The organism is Azospirillum sp. UFLA03-27 (assembly GCF_059803775.1).
This window is the reverse complement of the sequence record NZ_JAUQTX010000015.1, coordinates 17,518-34,392: the sequence shown is the minus strand read 5'-3', so window position 1 is coordinate 34,392 and position 16,875 is coordinate 17,518. Positions and strand designations below refer to the sequence as shown.

Annotated in this window: 18 protein-coding genes; 9 read left to right on the top strand and 9 right to left on the bottom strand. The window is 70.0% G+C overall.

Annotated elements, in window-relative coordinates; genetic code table 11:
- Positions 1–7 precede the first annotated feature (7 nt).
- From bioA to bioF, 4 genes are read right to left on the bottom strand one after another with little or no spacing between them, the layout of a single operon-like run.
- Positions 8–1,312 carry an adenosylmethionine--8-amino-7-oxononanoate transaminase gene (gene bioA / locus Q4I23_RS04150; RefSeq protein WP_498525396.1) on the bottom strand — a complete coding sequence of 435 codons (1,305 nt, stop codon included), beginning with the start codon at positions 1,310–1,312 and terminating at the stop codon, positions 8–10.
- Positions 1,309–2,730 carry a dethiobiotin synthase gene (gene bioD, locus Q4I23_RS04145; RefSeq protein ID WP_498525395.1) on the bottom strand — a complete coding sequence of 474 codons (1,422 nt, stop codon included), beginning with the start codon at positions 2,728–2,730 and terminating at the stop codon, positions 1,309–1,311. Before bioD ends, bioA begins: the two co-directional genes overlap by 4 nt.
- The gene (locus Q4I23_RS04140) at positions 2,727–3,515 is read right to left on the bottom strand and encodes an alpha/beta fold hydrolase (RefSeq protein WP_498525394.1); all 789 of its coding nucleotides are present in this window, start codon (positions 3,513–3,515) and stop codon (positions 2,727–2,729) included. Before Q4I23_RS04140 ends, bioD begins: the two co-directional genes overlap by 4 nt.
- Complete coding sequence (bioF, locus tag Q4I23_RS04135; RefSeq protein WP_498525393.1) at positions 3,512–4,693, bottom strand: 8-amino-7-oxononanoate synthase; 1,182 nt, start codon at positions 4,691–4,693, stop codon at positions 3,512–3,514. Before bioF ends, Q4I23_RS04140 begins: the two co-directional genes overlap by 4 nt.
- Before the next feature lie 93 nt (positions 4,694–4,786).
- Between bioF and Q4I23_RS04130 the strand changes: the two genes are divergently transcribed.
- Entirely contained in the window at positions 4,787–5,218 is a 432-nt protein-coding gene (locus Q4I23_RS04130; protein ID WP_498525392.1) for a GIY-YIG nuclease family protein, read from the top strand.
- A gap of 93 nt (positions 5,219–5,311) precedes the next feature.
- Positions 5,312–6,460, top strand: a complete 1,149-nt coding sequence (locus tag Q4I23_RS04125) for a BMP family ABC transporter substrate-binding protein (protein ID WP_498525391.1) — start codon at positions 5,312–5,314, stop codon at positions 6,458–6,460.
- 3 nt (positions 6,461–6,463) lie between these two features.
- Here Q4I23_RS04125 and Q4I23_RS04120 read toward each other — a convergent pair whose 3' ends face one another.
- Positions 6,464–7,174: an RluA family pseudouridine synthase gene (locus Q4I23_RS04120; protein WP_498525390.1), complete on the bottom strand. Its 711-nt coding sequence runs from the start codon at positions 7,172–7,174 to the stop codon at positions 6,464–6,466.
- A gap of 181 nt (positions 7,175–7,355) precedes the next feature.
- Here Q4I23_RS04120 and Q4I23_RS04115 point away from each other — a divergent pair, with 181 nt between their 5' ends.
- From Q4I23_RS04115 to galU, 3 genes are all read left to right on the top strand, one after another.
- Positions 7,356–8,102: a VWA domain-containing protein gene (locus Q4I23_RS04115; protein ID WP_454020938.1), complete on the top strand. Its 747-nt coding sequence runs from the start codon at positions 7,356–7,358 to the stop codon at positions 8,100–8,102.
- An 18-nt stretch (positions 8,103–8,120) separates the two neighbouring features.
- Positions 8,121–8,876 carry a DnaJ domain-containing protein gene (locus Q4I23_RS04110; protein WP_454020939.1) on the top strand — a complete coding sequence of 252 codons (756 nt, stop codon included), beginning with the start codon at positions 8,121–8,123 and terminating at the stop codon, positions 8,874–8,876.
- 133 nt (positions 8,877–9,009) lie between these two features.
- Complete coding sequence (galU, locus tag Q4I23_RS04105; RefSeq protein ID WP_454020940.1) at positions 9,010–9,879, top strand: UTP--glucose-1-phosphate uridylyltransferase GalU; 870 nt, start codon at positions 9,010–9,012, stop codon at positions 9,877–9,879.
- A gap of 71 nt (positions 9,880–9,950) precedes the next feature.
- Here the strand turns inward: galU and Q4I23_RS04100 are convergent, their stop codons facing one another.
- Positions 9,951–10,559, bottom strand: coding sequence for a hypothetical protein (locus Q4I23_RS04100; protein ID WP_498525389.1), 609 nt, complete (start codon positions 10,557–10,559; stop codon positions 9,951–9,953).
- Complete coding sequence (locus Q4I23_RS04095; RefSeq protein WP_237907957.1) at positions 10,556–11,116, bottom strand: hypothetical protein; 561 nt, start codon at positions 11,114–11,116, stop codon at positions 10,556–10,558. Before Q4I23_RS04095 ends, Q4I23_RS04100 begins: the two co-directional genes overlap by 4 nt.
- Positions 11,117–11,396: 280 nt before the next feature.
- Here Q4I23_RS04095 and Q4I23_RS04090 point away from each other — a divergent pair, with 280 nt between their 5' ends.
- Both Q4I23_RS04090 and Q4I23_RS04085 read left to right on the top strand, forming a co-directional pair.
- Positions 11,397–12,149 carry an isochorismatase family protein gene (locus Q4I23_RS04090; RefSeq protein ID WP_498525388.1) on the top strand — a complete coding sequence of 251 codons (753 nt, stop codon included), beginning with the start codon at positions 11,397–11,399 and terminating at the stop codon, positions 12,147–12,149.
- Between the two features lie 129 nt (positions 12,150–12,278).
- On the top strand, positions 12,279–13,463 hold the full coding sequence (locus tag Q4I23_RS04085) for a pentapeptide repeat-containing protein (protein WP_454020943.1): 1,185 nt from the start codon (positions 12,279–12,281) through the stop codon (positions 13,461–13,463).
- An 8-nt stretch (positions 13,464–13,471) separates the two neighbouring features.
- On the opposite strand, the gene Q4I23_RS04080 is transcribed toward Q4I23_RS04085, so the two are convergent.
- Both Q4I23_RS04080 and Q4I23_RS04075 read right to left on the bottom strand, forming a co-directional pair.
- Complete coding sequence (locus Q4I23_RS04080) at positions 13,472–14,464, bottom strand: BMP family lipoprotein (RefSeq protein ID WP_498525387.1); 993 nt, start codon at positions 14,462–14,464, stop codon at positions 13,472–13,474.
- Positions 14,461–15,207 (bottom strand): hypothetical protein, encoded by a 747-nt coding sequence (locus tag Q4I23_RS04075; protein WP_498525386.1) that lies wholly within the window; start codon positions 15,205–15,207, stop codon positions 14,461–14,463. Before Q4I23_RS04075 ends, Q4I23_RS04080 begins: the two co-directional genes overlap by 4 nt.
- A gap of 169 nt (positions 15,208–15,376) precedes the next feature.
- Here Q4I23_RS04075 and Q4I23_RS04070 point away from each other — a divergent pair, with 169 nt between their 5' ends.
- Both Q4I23_RS04070 and Q4I23_RS04065 read left to right on the top strand, forming a co-directional pair.
- Complete coding sequence (locus Q4I23_RS04070; protein WP_498525385.1) at positions 15,377–16,204, top strand: SDR family oxidoreductase; 828 nt, start codon at positions 15,377–15,379, stop codon at positions 16,202–16,204.
- Positions 16,205–16,550: 346 nt separating this feature from the next.
- Positions 16,551–16,808: a hypothetical protein gene (locus tag Q4I23_RS04065; RefSeq protein ID WP_014199902.1), complete on the top strand. Its 258-nt coding sequence runs from the start codon at positions 16,551–16,553 to the stop codon at positions 16,806–16,808.
- Positions 16,809–16,875: the final 67 nt, after the last annotated feature.

Here is a 16,875-nt window from a genome sequence, read left to right as displayed (position 1 = left end):
AAGCGAATCAGAGAAGGGTATCGGCGGCGTCGCGGATCGCGGCGTAGGCGCGGTCCAGCTGCCCGTCCGTCACGCAGTAGGGCGGCAGCAGGTATATCACGGGGCCGAGCGGGCGCAGCAGCAATCCCCGCTCCAGGAAGAAGCGCTTCAGCGTCTGCCCGACCGCGGCGGTGTAGCCCTGCGCGTCGGTCACCTCGATGGCGGCGATGGTGCCCATGACGCGCCCACGCGACAGCTTGGGGTGCCTGGACAGGTCGGCGATGGCGGCGCGGTGCCGCTTCTCGATGCGCGCGAGGTTGGCGGCGGTTTCCGCCGAGGTGGTCAGCTCCAGCGAAGCCAAGGCGGCGGCGCAGCCCAGCGGGTTGGCGGTGAAGCTGTGGCCGTGGGCGAAGGCCCGGTCGAAGCCGGCGCCGAGGAACGCCTCGTAGATCGAAGCGCCGCAGGCGGTGACCGACAGCGGCAGGAAACCGCCGGTCAGTCCCTTGGACAGGCAGATCAGGTCCGGGGCGACTCCGGCCTTCTGGCTGGCGAACAGGGCGCCGGTGCGGCCGAAGCCGGTCATCACCTCGTCGAAGATCACCAGACCGCCCGCCGCCCGCACCCGCGCCGCCATGGCCCGCAGGAACTCCGGCCGGCAGAAGCGCATGCCGGACGCGCCCTGGACCAGCGGTTCGATGATGACGGCGACCATCTCCGTCCCGTTGGCGGCCAGCCAGCGGTCGAGCCAGTCCAGCGCCGCGGCCTCCTTCGCCGCGACCTCCGGGTCGCCGTCCCAGGTGGCCGGGTAGGGCATGCGGTCGACGGCGAACAGCAACTCCTGGAACGGCTCGTAGAAGCCGGAGCCGACCCCCGCCGCCATCGCGCCAAAGGTGTCGCCGTGGTAGCTGCCCTCGAAGGCTAGGAAGCGGCGGCGCTGGCCCTCGCCGTTGTTGCGCCAGTACTGCCAGGCGAGCTTCAGCGCAACCTCCACCGCGGTCGAGCCGTTGTCGGAGTAGAAGACGCGGTCGAGATTTCCCGGCAGCACCTCGGCCAGCCGGGCGGCGAGGCGCGCGGCGGGGCTGTGGGTGAAGTCGGCGAAGATCACCTGCTCCAGCCGGTGGGCCTGCTCCGCGATGGCCCCGGCGATGGCCGGGTGGGCGTGGCCGTGCAGGTTCACCCACCAGGAGGAGATGAGGTCCAGGATTTCCCGCCCGTCCTCGGTGAACAGGCTGACCCCCTTGCCGTGGGTGACGGCCAGCGGCTCCGGCGCGGTCTGCGCCTGGGTGAAGGGGTGCCAGACGTGGCGGCGATCCAGGGCGATGGTATCGGTCATGGAAACACGCTGTCGAAGGAAGGGATGAGGGCCGCCACCTCGGCGACGGTTTCGGCGTCGATGCGGTCGAGCGTGGGAATCTCGGCCAGGACGCGGACCTTGCCGAACCGCTTGATGGCGGCGCGGTTGCCGGGGTTGGGCGGGCCGTTCAGCACCACCCCGGCCACCGCCAGCCCGCGCGCCCGCAGCGCCTCCAGGCTGAGCAGCGTGTGGTTGATGGTGCCGAGCGTGCTGCGCGCCACCAGCACCACCGGCAGGCCGAAGCGGGTGATCAGGTCGATGATGAAGACGTCCTCCGTCACCGGCACCATCAGCCCGCCGGCCCCCTCCACCACCAGCGGTCGGCCGGTGTCGGGTAGGGCCAGGGCATCAGCGTCGATGGCGACGCCTTCCAGCTCCGCCGCGGCGTGCGGGGACAGCGGCTCGGCCAGCGCATAGGCCGGCGGATGCACGCGGTCCACGGGCAGGGCGGCGAGGGCGGCCACGGTGGGCGTGTCACCCGGTTCGTCCTTCAGGCCGGTTTGCAGCGGCTTCCAATAGGCGGCGTCCCAGGCCCGCGCGAGCACGGCGGAGACCAGCGTCTTGCCGACGCCGGTGTCGGTGCCGGTGACGAACACCCCGCGGGGCTGGGCGCCGTCCTTGCGGAACAGGCCGTAGGCGATGTGATGGGTCATGGTCAGTCCTTCCGGCCGTTCCAGCCGGCGCAGCACGCGGCGCAGGGCGCCCGGAGGCAGGGGGCGGCGGCCCTCCGCCGGCAGATGGGCGCCGATGCCCTTCAGTTCGGCCAGGAACTCCAGCCCGTCGGCGTGACGGCGGAGCAGCCGCTCCTCCTCGACCGATCCCGCGCCGCCGGTGGGCCACAGTCGGTCGAGGGCGTGGCGGGTGGGGTAGGCAGGAATCCCAGCCTCCAGCCCGAGCGCATGGTGGGCCTCCCGCCATTCGCGGAAGCTGTCGGCGGCCAATGTTGCGACGGCGATGCGCCCTCCCGGCGCCAGCAGCCCCACCCAGTGCGCCAAGGCGGCGGCGGGGTCGCGGAACCATTGCAGGGCGAGGCTGGAGACGATCAGGTCGAAGGGCAGGTCGAAGGGGCCGTCGAGGTCCGGCTGTTCCCCGTCCATGATCCGGAACTCGGAATCGGTCGGGTCGCCCAATGCGGCGCGGCAGCGCGCCAGCATGTCCGGCGACAGGTCGGTGAGCAGCCAGTCCGCCGGTCCGATCCGCTCGCGCAGGGCGCGGCTGAGGAAGCCGGTGCCGCAGCCGATCTCCAGCACGCGGGGGCGGGGCGGCAAGGGCAGGCGGGCGACGCGCTCCGCCAAACGCTCCGCCGCGGCGCGCTGCACGGCGGCGTGCTCCTCGTAACAGGGGGCGGCCTTGCCGAAGGCGGCGGCGATGGCGGCCTTGCGCGGGTCGGCGGTCATCGTGAAAGCCCGGCGGCGAAAGCGGCGATCCGCTCGGCGCACCAGCCCGGCGCGGTCAGCGGCAGCAGATGCCCGCCGTCCGGGTACCACTCGACCGAAACCCCATGGTATCCGCCATTCCCTCTCCCCTCTGGGGAGAGGGTTAGGGTGAGGGGGGTGCGCAATGCCTGATCGTCCGGTTCCCCGAGAACCCCCTCACCCGGCGCCTTCGGCGCCACCCTCTCCCCGGAGGGGCGAGGGACAGAGTGGTTGCGAAACGCCTGTTCGGTCATGGCCGGCGGGACGATGGGGTCCTGCGCTCCCGCCAGGGCCAGCACCGGGCCGGTGAGCGCAGCGCGGGCGTCCCAATTGCGTAACGCCTGCAACGCCTCACCCAACCGGGCCGCATCCAGTCCCTCAGGCAGCGGTGCCTCGCAGCCGCAGCGGTGCAGGAAGTCCGCGGTCACCGCCTCCGGTGCGGCGTCGAAGCGCGCGATCATGCGGTCCAGCAGCCGGCGCGGCGTGGCGGGGGCGAAGCCGTCGCCCTCGGTGAAGCGGGGAAAGCCGTTGACCAGCACCAGCCCGTCCCAGGCGAAGGGCCGCTCGTGCAGCAGCCACAGCCCTCCGAAAGAATGGCCGACCGCGACAATGGGGCGCCCGGCAGGACGCTCGGGAAGCGACGGTGGGCCGTAGAAGCCGAGATCCACCGCCACGCTCTCCCCATTCGGAAGGGCGTCCCGCACACCGTCCCAGAGGGCGGTGCCGAACCCCCAGCCATGGACGAAGACCAACAGCGGCGCGGTCATCGCCGGCTCCAGGCGTCGGCCAGCGCGTCCGTCAAGGCGTCCAGGTCGGCGTCCGTGTGGGCGACAGACAGGGCGAAGCGCAGGCGGCTGGTGCCCGGCGGCACGGTCGGCGGGCGGATGGCGATGCCCAGGATGCCGCGCTCCTCCAGGCGCCGGCTGAGCGCCAGCGCGTCCTCCTCCGCTCCGGCGATGGCCGGGACGATCTGCGTGCTCGACCCCGCGGTGGCGATGCCCAGCCCGTGGAAGGCGGCGCGCAGCCGCTCGGCCATAGCCTGGAGCCGGGCGCGCTCGGCGTCCAGCGTCGGCACGAGGTCGAGCGCCGCGTCCATCGCCCCCAGCACGGCGGGCGGCAGGGCGGTGGCGTAGATCAGCCCGCCGCAGCGGTTCACCAGATAGTCGCAGAGCGCCCTCGACCCCGCGACATAGGCGCCAAAGCCGCCCAGCGCCTTGCTGAAGGTGCCCATGGCGAGGTCCACGCGCCCCTCGCCCAGCGCCGCCAGCCCCATCCCGCGCGGGCCGAGCACGCCGGTCGCGTGCGCCTCGTCGAGGAACAGGAAGGCGCCGTGCCGCTCCGCCAACGCGGCCAGCGCCGGCACGTCGGCGCGGTCGCCGTCCATGCTGAAGACGCTTTCCGTCACGATGAAGCGCGCGCCCGGCTCGTCCGCGCGCTGGGACAGCAGGCTGTCCAGATGGTCGAGGTCGTTGTGGCGGAAGCGGATCTGCCGCACCCCGGCGGCGGCACAGCCGTGATGCAGGCTGGCGTGGTTCAGCCGGTCGGTGAAGACCAGCGCATCGCCACCCAACAGTTCGCGGTCGAACAGCGCGGGCGGGATGGCGGCGTTGGCCTGCCAGCCGGAATTGAACAGAAGCGCCGCCTCCGTGCCCTTCAGCCGGGCGAGCTTCGCCTCGACCTCCGCGTGAAGCTCCAGCGTGCCGCAGACGAGGCGCGATGCCGTGGCTCCGGCACCCCAGCGCTGCGCCCACTCGCCGGCGCGCTCCACCAGCCGGGGGTGGGACGCGAGGCCGAGATAGTCGTTGCTGGAGAAGTTCAGCAGCGTCCGTCCGCCGCGCCGGATGCGTCCCGCCCCCTCCGGGCGCACGGGCAGCAGGGAGCGGCGCGTGTGGCGCTGGTCGAGGCGGTCGAGATGCTGGCGGAACAGCGGGTCGAGCAGGGACATGATGCGGGCGTGATAGCAGAGCGTGGCGCTGGGGCGAAAGACCCGATTAGCACAGCTGCCCCGGCGCCCCGGCGGGGCTAGACTGGTGCCGCCATGCCGTCCGATCCGCAATTCCACGACCGCCCCGACACCCTGCCGCCAGAGCCCGGCGCCTATGTGCTGCTGATCGCGCTGGAGCGGGACCTCACCCTTCGCCTGCCCGGCAAGCCGGAACGCGTGCTGCCGCCCGGCCGCTACCTTTATTGCGGCAGCGCGCGGGGACCGGGAGGCCTGCGGGGGCGGGTCGGGCGCCATTTCCGTCGGGACAAGCCGGAGCGCTGGCACGTCGACCGGCTGACCGCGGCGGGCCGGATGCTCGGCGCCTGGACCGTTCCCGGCGGCGACGAATGTGCCTTGGTCGCGGCGCTGTCCGGCCTGCCGGTGCCGGTTCCCGGCTTCGGGAGCAGTGATTGCCGCCGCTGCGCCAGCCATCTGCTGACATGGCCGGACGGGGCGCCAATTCCGCTTCCAAAGCCGGATCTTTGAGGCTTCGGACCGCCCCCGGGGCGGGAATTGAGGCGAATTGCTTGGTTCGGCCGCCTTCCGGAGGTTATAGTCCCCCGTCATCGGGAGGCGGGCATGAAGACATTGACCCATAACCGCCGGGATGTCCTCCGGGCTTTCGGGGGCGCCTTCGGGGCCGCGGCCATGCTTCTGGCGGCGCCCCGGGCGTTCGGGCAATCGGCACCCTCGGCATCGTCCGCCCCTGAATCGCCCGACCTGGGCGTCGGCGTCCTCTATTGCGGGGACCGCACGGATTTCGGCTTCAACCATGCCCATGCGGAGGCCGCCCGCGCCCTGATCGGTCTGCCCGGCCTGCGGCTTGAGGAGCGGGAGCACGCTGCCGGGACGCTGGCTGCGACGGCGGAGGAGCTGGTCGGTCCCCAGGGCTGCCGGATCGTCATCGTCACCGCCGCGGGCGACGCCCTGCCGGGGCTGCTGGCCCAGGCCGATGCCCACCGCGACACGGTGTTCCTGTTTTCCGGCGCGCCGCTGGACCGCGACCGCCTCCCCATCAACACCGGCTTCTTCGAAGGCTATCTGGAGGAAGCGCAGCACATCTCCGGCCTCGTCGCGGGCTACGCCAGCCGGGCCAAAACGATCGGGCTCGTCGCCTCCCACCCCGCGCCGGACGTGTTGCGCTGCGTAAACGCCTTCGCGCTGGGCGCCCGGCGCGCCGATTCCGCCGCCGCGCTGCGCGTCGCCTTCGTCGGCGAGGCGACGACGCCGCGGCAGGTTGCGGAGGCCGCCCGCGCCCTGGCCGACGGCGGCGCCGACGTGCTGGCCGCCCAGCTCGACGGGGCGCGCCCGGTCTGCGAGGTGGCGGAGGCGCATGGCATCCTGTGCTGCGGCCTGCACACCGACCTGTCGGCCTTCGCGCCGCAGGGCTTCCTGACCGGGGCCGAATGGGCCTGGGAGAAGGCCTACGCCGAAACCGTCGCGCTGATCGCCGCGGGGAAGCCGTGGAAGCATCTGCGCCAGGGCGGCTTCGACCAGGGCTTCGTCCGCAACACCGCCTATGGCCCGGCCGTGGGGGTGGAGGCGCGGGCCCACGCCGACGCGGCGCGGATGCAACTCGCCAACGGCAACGCCGCCGTCTTCCGCGGGCCGATCCAGGACAACACCGGGCGGACGGTGGTCGCCAAGGGCAAGGCCCTGCGCGGCGGCGACGTGGAGCTTGGCCGCATGGTCTGGCTGGCCGACGGCGTCACCGAGGTCGGGCGCTGACCCTCACGTCCCGCATTGTTCCGTCCAGCCGCAGGCGGCCAGAGCGTCCCGCATGTGCGGCGGGGGCGGCGCCAGGGCGGTGACCGGTTCGCGGTCGAAGGCCATGGTGAAGGTGACGGACCGCGCCAGCAGGTGCAGGTTTCCCGGCGGCACGCGCACCGGGCCGTAATAGGGCTCTCCCACCAGCGGGCAGCCGATGGCCGCGCTGTGGACGCGGAGCTGGTGGGTGCGCCCGGTCCGTGGCCTCAGCTCCAGCCATGCCCGCCCGCCGCCGGTTCCCAGCACCTTGTACTGGGTGACGGCGGGCTGGCCGGTGGGGTGCGTCACGATGTTCCAGGCGCCGGGGATCAGCAGCTTCAGCAGCGGGAGGTCGATGATCCCCTCTGCCTCCTCCGGCACGCCCTCGCTGACCGCCCAGTAGGTCTTCTCGACATGGCCGGCGGCGAACATGTCGCCCAGCCGTTTCAGCGCCCAGAGCGATCGTCCGAGCACGAGGCAGCCCGCCGTGTCGCGGTCCAGCCGGTGGGCCAGGCGCGGCGGCGTGCCGTCCTCCTCCGCCAGGAAGGGCAGATAGAGGTCGAGGTGGTCGGTGATCCGCCCGGCCTTGTGCACGGCCAGCCCGGCGGGTTTGTCGATGATGAAAACGTCCGCGTCCTCGTGCAGGATTCGGGCGCGCAGCGTGGCGGGGGTGAAGGTGGGACCGGCGTCGCTCATGGATGCCACCCAAGCACGGCAAGGAGGGAGGGGCAAGCCCGCCGGCGGTTTCGTACCGCGGAACCCTATCGGCGCACAGCCTGTTGCCCAACGGGCGGCGCCGTGGACAAGTCTGGACCCATGCCGCCTCGCCGCCCATCTTTACGGAATGACGAATCACCGTGGCAAAGGGATGCGGGCGATGGGTGAACGCGACAATCTGCCGGCGCAGCAGCGGTCCACCCAGAGCGAGGTGGACGATTTCCTGAGCCGTGTGGCCGCCCTTCCCCGGGCAACGGGAGGGCCGCGCGGGCGGTTGATGTTCGCCATGGACGCCACGGCCAGCCGCGAGCCGACCTGGGACCGCGCTTGTCAGATCCAGGGCGAGATGTTCCAGGCGACCTCCGCGCTGGGCGGGCTGGACATCCAGCTCGTCTATTACCGTGGATTCCGCGAATGCCAGGCCAGCCCCTGGGTCGGCAACGCGCAGGACCTGTTGCGGCGAATGACCGCGGTGTCCTGCATGGCCGGCCAGACCCAGATCGCCCGTGTCCTGGGTCACTGCATCAAGCAGACGCGGGACCGCAAGGTCAACGCGCTGGTCTTCGTCGGCGACTGCATGGAGGAGGATGTCGATCAGCTCGCCCATCAGGCGGGCCAGTTGGGGCTGCTTGGCGTCCCTGTCTTCATCTTCCACGAGCGCGGGGATCTGATCGCCAAGCGCGCCTTCCAGACCATCGCGCGGCTGAGCGGCGGCGCCTATTGCCCGTTTGACGGCTCGTCCGCTCAACAGCTGCGGGACCTGCTGAGCGCGGTCGCCGTCTACGCGGCGGGCGGCCGGGCGGCTTTGGAGCATTACAGCCGCGGGCGGGGCGACTCGATTCGGCTGCTCACCAACCAACTCGGGAGTGGTCAGGGGGGACGCGGGGGCCAAACCCATGCATCATAAGGCAGGATTCGTCTAGAGATGGGGCAGAGCGGGATGTTTGGGTTTTTCCTCCTGGGCATCGCGCTGGTGGCCGGCCTTGCCATGCTGGCCCGCGTCTTCGTGTCCGCGGACCCGCGGACGCTGGCTACGGCGGTGCGCTATGGCGGCATTGCGCTGGCGGCCGTGACGGTCGTCGTCCTGACTCTGACCGGACGGTTGGGCACCGCCATGATGCTGGGGGCATTGGCCTTTCCGCTGCTGACGCGCTGGCGGACGCTGCGCGACGCCTTCCGTCCGTCGTCCTATGGAACCTCCTCGGGGGGAGGGCAGACCTCGCAGATCGAGACGCTCTATCTGCGGATGACGCTGCAGCACGACACCGGGGCGATGGCGGGGGAGGTGCTGCACGGGCCGTGGCGCGGGCGGACGCTGGAGTCGCTGACCCTGGGGCAATTGCTGGCTCTGCTGGACGATTGCCGGCGCGACGATCCGCAATCGGCCTCCGTGTTGGAAGCGTGGATGGAGCGTGCCCATCCCGGCTGGCAGACCGCTGAAGAACAATCCGCTGGGGATGCGAACAATCCCGGTTCCAAGGACAGTGGCGGCGGTCATGGGAGCGGTTCTATGACCCGCGACGAGGCCTATGATATTTTGGGGTTGTCGCCCGGAGCCACACCCGAACAGGTAAAGGACGCTCACCGACGGCTGATGATGAAAGTGCACCCAGATCATGGGGGGTCCACCTATTTGGCGGCCAAGATCAACCAAGCGAAGGATTTGCTGCTGCGCAACTAACCTTTTGCCGGGTTACGGAAGGGGAGTTGCGTCACCGAATTGCCTGTGGCAGAAAGCTGGACGAGCGTTTTGCAAACCTGCGAATCGTCTCCATATTCGAAGTATTTCCTCAAGCAACCACAAGAGAACCCCAATGCGAAAGCCTGTGCGCAAGGTGGTGTTCCCCGTCGCCGGTCTCGGTACGCGCTTTCTGCCGGCCACCAAGGCGATTCCGAAGGAAATGCTGCCTTTGGTCGACCGGCCTCTGCTTCAACATGCCGTGGAAGAGGCGCGGGCCGCCGGCATCGAGGATTTCGTGTTCGTCACCGGCCGCAGCAAACGCGCCATCGAAGACCATTTCGACGCCGACACGGAACTGAACCGCACCCTTGAGGAGCGCGGCAAGCTGGACGCCCTCGAAGTGGTGCGCGACAGCGAGATCGCCCCGGGCCGCTGCTTCTACACGCGCCAGCAGGTCCCGCTGGGCCTCGGCCACGCGGTGTGGTGCGCGCGGGCGGTGATCGGCAACGACCCCTTCGCCATTGTCCTGCCCGACGATTTCGTCCAGGGCGACACCCCCTGCCTGAAGCAGATGGTCGACGCCTACAACGAGGTGGGCGGCAACGTCGTTGCCGTCGTGGACGTCCCGCGCGAGCGGACCAGCAGCTACGGCATCCTGGATGTCGAGAAGGACGACGGCCGCTTGGCCACCGTGCGCGGCCTCGTCGAGAAGCCGAAGCCGGAAGAGGCGCCCTCCACCCTGTCGATCATCGGCCGCTATATCCTGCAGCCGGAGGTGTTCGACCATCTGGAGAAGCAGCAGCGCGGCGCCGGCAACGAGATCCAGCTGACTGACGCCATGGCCAAGCTGATCGGCACGCAGCCTTTCCACGGCCTGCGCTTCGAAGGCACCCGCTACGACTGCGGCGACAAGGTCGGTTTCATCGAAGCCACGCTGGCCCACGCGCTGCGGCGTCCGGACATGGCGGACAAGGTCCGCGAGATGCTGCGCAAATACTGCTGAGGCGGAAACACTGATGATGCATCCGGCCTGCGGGGAGGGGCGCCGCCCAATTCCCGCGGGCCGGATGCTCGTCAACGGCCGCCGGCGGCCCGGCGGGGAGGCCGCGCGGCTTCCTCCGGCGGGGCGGAGCGGCGGAAGGTGCTGAGTTCGGGGATGCGATTCACCGACAGGCCGGCGACCCGGCAGGGCACCACCTCCAACACCTGAAATCCGGCTTTGCGCGGGTATCGGGCGCTGACGCGCTCGCGCACCTCCCGTTCCGTTTCGGCGGTCAGGAGACAGCGGCGGATGCCCACCCAGCCGCGCTGACCGGTCATCACGGTGGCGTCGCTCGGCACATGACGCACCGCGGCTTCCCAGAACCGGCCCGGGCGGGGTTCGGAGCGGTCGAACACGTGATAGCGCACGACCGGCGCGGTCTGCCTCGCCTCCAGTTCGTTCAGGGCGGCCTGCATGTCCTGCTCCGCCTTCAAGGCGCGCTTCTCGGCCTCGGCGTGCTTCTGGGTGACCTGGGAATAGGCGGTGGCGATGTCCTCCACGTCCTTCCCGACCTCCTCCATCTTCTCGCGGATGCGCAGCTGGCCCTGCCGCAGACCTTCCAGTTGCCGCCGCCAGTAGCGGTTGGACAGCACCGTCAGCACCATCAGCCCGAGGCTGAGATAGAGCATCATCCCGGTCATGCGGACGCTCCTTCCGCGTCGGGGTCGGGTGCCTGGGCGAGCGGGACGACCATGGTCGGCAGGACGCCGTTCTTCACGGTGAAGGCGACGCGCGCCATCGCCGCCGCCTGATCGACGGAATAGGTCCAGACATGGGCGACGTTCGGATAGCTCCAGATCTGGCGGGCGAAGATCACGTCGCGCCGTTCGATGGAGGGGAACTCGTCCTGCACGGTCAGCCGGACCCAGAAACAACCGGCTTCCTCGCCGTCGCCCAGCTCATGCACGAACTCCACCTTGGTCAGTTCCAGCGCCCGGATCTCCGACAGCGCCTTCTGCCGTCGCCCGTTGCATTCGGTGGTGCGGGCCTGGAAGGCGGTCATTTCCTCCTGCCGCTGCTCCAGCTTGCGGGTCCATTCGCCCAGCGCCGTCTTCTTCCGGTCGTGCTGGCGCATCATCATGGTCTGGCGCGCCTTCTCCGACGTGATCTGCCCGACGTCGATGACGATGGACAGGCCGAGCGCCGCGGCGCTGGTGACCAGCAGAAGCATGCCCAGGAACTCGGCCGATAAAACCATTGGTGTACCTTATGGTTGCGGCGGAAGCCTCGCGTCCCCTTTATTGAGGACCGGGTTTCATGGCTTGGCACCGCGGTATTCCGTCGCACGGTGCGCCGAATGCAGACAGGAATATGTCTCGCGGTTGCAACAAACAGTCGATCCGGCTGAATTCCATTGATCTTTTCGGACCCATGCGCAAGCGTTCGGCCACAATGTCGCAGTGCTTGGACACAGTCCTGAAATGTTGTGCACCTCCGGTCACAGGACTGACACTTCCACCATTTGAATGGGAGCACCCATGCTGGACCTGATGACTCGCAGCGACGAGGCGCTGGACACCATCCGCCGCACCTTTCCGGTGGCGCTCGGCGATTACGCGATGCCCGCCGGAGGCACCGGTCTGGTGATCATCGACGAGGTGAAGGGGTTCGCCGCCGTTGGTTGCGGTCCGCTCGCCCCGGCGGCGCCGAACGCCCAGGTCGACCGCATGATCGCCGAGACGGACCGTCTGGCCCGCCGCTTCGCCGGGGCCGGCTGGCCGATCTGCGTCTCGCTGGACCGCCACGCCCCGGACAAGCCGGAGCCGCCCTATCCCCCGCACTGCCTGATCGGCACCGGCCATGACGAGCTGGTGTCCGAACTGGCTTGGCTCGAGTCGGAGCCCTCGGCGACCCTTATCGCCAAGGACTGCATCAATTTCTTCATCGGCGCGACCGAACTGGACGCGGATGGCAAGGCCGGGCGCAACCGGCTGGTGGACTGGGTCAACGGCAACCGGCTGGTGTCGGTCGTCACGGTGGGCATCTGCACCGACGTGTGCGTGATGGATTTCGTCCTGACCCTGCTGTCCGCGCGCAACCACGGCATGATGCCGACGCTGAAGGATGTTGTGGTCTACGAGCCGGGCTGCGCCACCTACGACCTGCCGGCGGAGACGGCGCGGGACCTCGGCCTTCCGGAGACTATGGCCCACCCGCAGGAGCCGGCGCATCACATGGGGCTCTACATGATGGCGTCGCGCGGCGCGCTGCTGGCCGACACGCTGCGCTGAGGCCGGACAAACCAGGGCTTTCGCTTTTTCCAGGCGGCTCTGGTAACATCCCAGCGTGGCAAGGGTCCCGATCGTTCAACCGGCGTGCGATGCCGGCGGAAACGGCTGGACGGCGCGGAGGCGTCGCACGTGGAAGAGCGATATCTGAGGGCGATCCGCAACGCGCTGGTCAAGCATCAGCAATGGCTGACGCGCGACCCCAGCATGAAGGGGCGCTGCGCCGACCTCAGCTTTCACAATTTGTCGGGCCTAGGGCTGCGCCGCATCAACCTCAGCGGCGCCAAGCTCAGCGGGGCGAACCTGAACAGCGCCCGGCTGTCGGGGGCCGTTCTGTCGCGCACCGACCTGTTCGGCGCCGACCTGTCCAAGGCCGACCTCACCGGCGCGTCGCTGGAAGGTGCCGACCTGCGCGGCGCGCGGGTGGAGGGCGCCTTGATGGAGGAGGCCAACCTGCGCGGCGCCGACCTGCGCAAGGGTATGATGCTGGGGGCGGACGAACGCAAGCCAGCGGGCAACGCCGACGGCAGCACCACCTTCATCGGGTCCAAGATGGCCCGCGCCATCCTGTCCGACGCCCGTCTGGCGCAGTGCGACTTTTCCGGCTGCGACATGGCCGGGGCGACCTTTTCCGGCAGCGACATGACCGGAACCATCCTGATCGGCGCCAACCTGATCGGCGCGGTGATGGAGCGGGTGGAGATGCAGGGCGCCCTGCTGTGCGGCGCCCGGCTGGACGACGAGTTGCGCCAGACGCTGGAGCGGCGTGGCATCGACGTCGACGGCACCGGGCTGGTCAGCCTCGCCGGGCGGATGGCCGACAGCATTTCCGCGCACCAGCTCTGGGTCGAGCGCAACGCCGCCGCCGGCCTGCGGCTGGAGATGCAGCGCGTCGACCTGCGCGGCTACAACTTCGCCAACCAGCTGCTGGCCGGCAGCGTGATGCGCTTCTGCGGGCTGCGCGGGGCGGACTTTTCCGGGGCGAAGCTGGTCATGGCGGATCTGTCCTACTGCGACCTGCGCGAGGCGGACTTCACCAGCGCCGACCTGTCCGGCTGCAACCTGCGCGGTGCCAATCTGGCGGGGGCCAAGCTGTGGCGGGCGCGGCTGCGCCCGGTGGACCTCGCCGGGGACGGCAGCCGCCTGTGGCCGACCAACCTCGCCGAGGCCAGCCTGACCGGCGCCGACCTGCGCGACACCAGCCTCGCCCGCGCGATTCTGCACGGCACCGACCTGACGCGCGTCCGCGCCACGGCGGAAACGCTGCGCGGCGCCGACCTGAGCTTCGCCGTGGGGGTCGAGCCGCAGTACGCCTGAGTGGGCGCCTACACGGCGTCGGCCACCCGGATGCGGCCCTGGATGATGGCCTCGCGTGCCTCCTCCAGCCGACCCTTCATGGCGGGGGTGACCAGCGCGCGGTTGTTGTCGTCCAGCGCGTAATCGACGCCGCGCTCGGCCAGCCCGAGGGCGTGCGGGCCGGGGGTCCAGGCGCCGCTGCGTCCCTCCCCAAAGGCGCGCTCCACCGCCAGATCTACCCGCTTCAGCATCGAGGTCAGGATGGTGCCGGGGTAGAGGTGGTTCTGGTTGCTGTCCACCCCGATTGCGAGGCGCCCGTCGTCCTTGGCCGCCGCGAAGATGCCGAAGTTGGACACGCCGGCTCCGGCGAACACCACGTCGGCGCCGCGCTGGAACTGGGCCTTCGCCACCTCCGCCCCGGTGGTCGGGTCGTTGAAGGCGGCGGGGGTGGTGCCGACGAAATTGACCAGCAGGCCGATGTCCGGCCGGGCGTGGCGGGCGCCCTGCTGGAAGCCGGCGATGAATTTGCGGATCAGCGGGATGTCCAGCGCCCCGATGAAGCCGACCGTCCCTGTCCGTGAGGCCATGGCCGCCAGCATGCCGACGAGAAAGGACCCCTCCTGCTCCTTGAAGGTCACGGACTGGACGTTCGGCGCCTCCACCACCGCATCGACCAGGGTGAAGCGGACGGCGGGGTGCCTCGGCGCGAGGCTGGCCAGCGGGGCGGCGTAGTAGAAGCCGATCAGCGCGAGGTCGGTCACGCCGCGGCGCAGCAGGGCGGCCACCGCCTGATCGAACTGCGCCGTGCTGGCCGGCAGATAGTCGCGGTAGGCGACCCCGGTGGCCTCCTTGAACCGCTCCGCCCCGGTGAAGGCGCCCTCGTTGAAGCTCTTGTCGAACTTCTGCCCGACCGCGTACAGCAGCCCGGGCGTGAACTCCTGCGACCGCGCCGGAGCGGCGAGCGTGGCGAGGCCGGCGGCGCCCAGCGCCAGGACGGAACGGCGGGAGAGATGGCTTGTCATCGGGCGGGCTCGGCGGTCAGGGTTTCGGACACCAGCGCCGCGTGCCACGCCCGCAGCGGGGCGAGGGCAGGGCTGTCGGGCTGGGGCGGCTGGAGGACGAGCCGCGCGTCGGCGCGCCCGGTCGCCGCCAGGACCGCACCAGAGAAGGCGTCGGCGGCGCGGCGCAAAAACTCCGTGAAGGCCTCGTCGGGGAGGCCGCTGTAGGGCGTCCCGTCGTCGCCGCGCAGGTTGAGGAACAGCAGCGTGTCGCCGAAGGCGGTGTAGCCGCCGCCGAGCCCCTCATGCTCCGCCGCGGCGGCGAGGAAGAAGCGCTGGGCGCGGTCCGGCGTCAAGCTGCCGGCGGGAAAGCGGACCAGGGCGTAGCCGGTAGCGCCGTCGGTGCTGTCGAAATCGGCCACCAGGACGCTGTCCTGTTCGAGGCTCCAGGCGATGGCCCCGGCCAGACGGTCGGCGGGATCGTCCTCCAGCCACAGGGTCAGGTGAAGCGACGGGTTGGTCCGGAGCCGGTAGCCGCCCATCCGCAGGTCGGCGGCCGTGCCCGCTCCATCCAGGCCGGCCGCGTCGAGGATGGCGGGCAGCAGTTCGGTCCGGGCGCGCTCGGTCAGGCGCTGCCGCGCCTCGTAGGACACATTGGGAGGGGCGCCCATGGGCACGGCCTCGAAGAACAGGTGCTGCGCCACCGCCTGCGCGAAGGCGGGCGTGGAGCCGAGGATCAGCGCGAGGGCGAGGATGTGACGGCGCACCGGCCGGAACTCCCGAACGAGAGGGGCAAGCGCAGTCTAGACGGGGTAGATGCATTGACGCATAGGTCAATTAAATGACGCTTGCGTCTGGACGGCGCCCCGGGAATGTGTGGTAGCATCGCCGACAACCGGCCGGCAGCGGCGGAACAACCATGGGGAGGGAAGCGACATGACGGACGCGCGCACGCTGAGGGGCAGGACCCTGTTCATCACCGGCGCCAGCCGCGGCATCGGTAAGGCAATCGCGCTGCGCGCCGCCCGCGACGGCGCCAACGTCGTCATCGCCGCCAAGACTTCGGAGCCCCACCCCAAGCTGCCCGGCACCATCTTCTCCGCCGCGGAGGAGGTCGAGGCCGCCGGTGGCAAGGCTCTGCCGATCCTCTGCGACATCCGCGACGACGCCCAGGTGGCCGAGGCGGTGGTCCGCACGGTGGAGGCGTTCGGCGGCATCGACATCCTGGTCAACAACGCCAGCGCGATCAGCCTGACCGGCACGCTGGACACCCCGCTGAAGCGCTGGGACCTGATGATGGGGGTCAACGGGCGAGGCACCTTCGCCTGTTCCCAGGCCTGCCTGCCGCATCTGCTGAAGGCCGAGAACCCGCACATCCTGACCCTGTCGCCGCCGCTGAACCTCAATCCGCGCTGGTTCCAGCACCACACCGCCTACACCATCGCCAAATACGCGATGAGCCTGTGCACGCTGGGCATGAGCGCCGAGTTCCGCGGGAAGGTCGGGGTGAATTCCCTGTGGCCGCGCACAATCATCGGCACGGCGGCCATCGCCATGCTGAAGGGCGCCGCCGAGTTTGACAATTGCCGCAAGCCGGAGATCCTGGCCGACGCCGCCCACGCCATCCTGACCCGCGACGCCAGGACCTGCACCGGCCACTTCTTCATCGACGACGAGGCGCTGGCGGAGGAAGGCGTGACCGACCTGGAGCCCTATGCGGTCAGGCCGGGTGCACCGCTGGCGCCGGACATCTTCCTGGATTGAGGGCGCTCTGAAGGAACCGCGAAGCGCAGGGGGTGTGTGCCGGGGCTAACCCTTTTGCGCTCCTCTTTCGCGCCTGTGAGCGCGCTTTGTGCAGAGCAGCGTTCCCACGATATCACAAGCATCGGCCGCCGGTTTCGATTACACTGCGGTTTGTTTGCTCCCCAAATCGAAAGGGACCCTTTTCGCCGATCGGCTGATCCCCGGATTCAATCCGCCAACCGGCAAGTGTCCGCACGTCCCTTTCCAGTCTTGTTTGCACACACCGTCCGGTTGGGGCGGAGCGGATGCTCGAACAGCGTCAAACACTGAGCTTGTCCCAGAACAATCGGTTCATTCCGGAGCTCTTATGACCATCGAGCTGCACACCTTTACCGTTACCCTGAATCACTCCGAAGCAACGGCGTACAAGAGCTTGGCCGAGCATCGGGCCTGGGTCCGCACCGCGGTGTCCGACCTGTCGGAGGTGCTGCGCACCGCCGGCATGGGCGCGGAGGCCCGCCTGCGCGGGCACGACCGCTGCGGCCACCTCGTCGTCGAGGCGACCGACACGGGTGCTGACTTCCTGCGCACCCTGCCGGCCATCGTCAGCGTGGAGGTCCACTGACCGGCGAAGCGCAACGGTCCGGGGACATTGTGAAGGGGGCCGGAGCGGCAATGCTCCGGCCCTTTTG

Excerpts from the sequence above, each read along its gene's own strand:
- bioA (WP_498525396.1), bottom strand. The coding sequence starts at position 1,312 with ATGACCGATACCATCGCCCTGGATCGCCGCCACGTCTGGCACCCCTTC.
- bioD (WP_498525395.1), bottom strand. The coding sequence starts at position 2,730 with ATGACCGCCGACCCGCGCAAGGCCGCCATCGCCGCCGCCTTCGGCAAG.
- Q4I23_RS04140 (WP_498525394.1), bottom strand. The coding sequence starts at position 3,515 with ATGACCGCGCCGCTGTTGGTCTTCGTCCATGGCTGGGGGTTCGGCACC.
- bioF (WP_498525393.1), bottom strand. The coding sequence starts at position 4,693 with ATGTCCCTGCTCGACCCGCTGTTCCGCCAGCATCTCGACCGCCTCGAC.
- Q4I23_RS04130 (WP_498525392.1), top strand. The coding sequence starts at position 4,787 with ATGCCGTCCGATCCGCAATTCCACGACCGCCCCGACACCCTGCCGCCA.
- Q4I23_RS04125 (WP_498525391.1), top strand. The coding sequence starts at position 5,312 with ATGAAGACATTGACCCATAACCGCCGGGATGTCCTCCGGGCTTTCGGG.
- Q4I23_RS04120 (WP_498525390.1), bottom strand. The coding sequence starts at position 7,174 with ATGAGCGACGCCGGTCCCACCTTCACCCCCGCCACGCTGCGCGCCCGA.
- Q4I23_RS04115 (WP_454020938.1), top strand. The coding sequence starts at position 7,356 with ATGGGTGAACGCGACAATCTGCCGGCGCAGCAGCGGTCCACCCAGAGC.
- Q4I23_RS04110 (WP_454020939.1), top strand. The coding sequence starts at position 8,121 with ATGGGGCAGAGCGGGATGTTTGGGTTTTTCCTCCTGGGCATCGCGCTG.
- galU (WP_454020940.1), top strand. The coding sequence starts at position 9,010 with ATGCGAAAGCCTGTGCGCAAGGTGGTGTTCCCCGTCGCCGGTCTCGGT.
- Q4I23_RS04100 (WP_498525389.1), bottom strand. The coding sequence starts at position 10,559 with ATGACCGGGATGATGCTCTATCTCAGCCTCGGGCTGATGGTGCTGACG.
- Q4I23_RS04095 (WP_237907957.1), bottom strand. The coding sequence starts at position 11,116 with ATGGTTTTATCGGCCGAGTTCCTGGGCATGCTTCTGCTGGTCACCAGC.
- Q4I23_RS04090 (WP_498525388.1), top strand. The coding sequence starts at position 11,397 with ATGCTGGACCTGATGACTCGCAGCGACGAGGCGCTGGACACCATCCGC.
- Q4I23_RS04080 (WP_498525387.1), bottom strand. The coding sequence starts at position 14,464 with ATGACAAGCCATCTCTCCCGCCGTTCCGTCCTGGCGCTGGGCGCCGCC.
- Q4I23_RS04070 (WP_498525385.1), top strand. The coding sequence starts at position 15,377 with ATGACGGACGCGCGCACGCTGAGGGGCAGGACCCTGTTCATCACCGGC.
- Q4I23_RS04065 (WP_014199902.1), top strand. The coding sequence starts at position 16,551 with ATGACCATCGAGCTGCACACCTTTACCGTTACCCTGAATCACTCCGAA.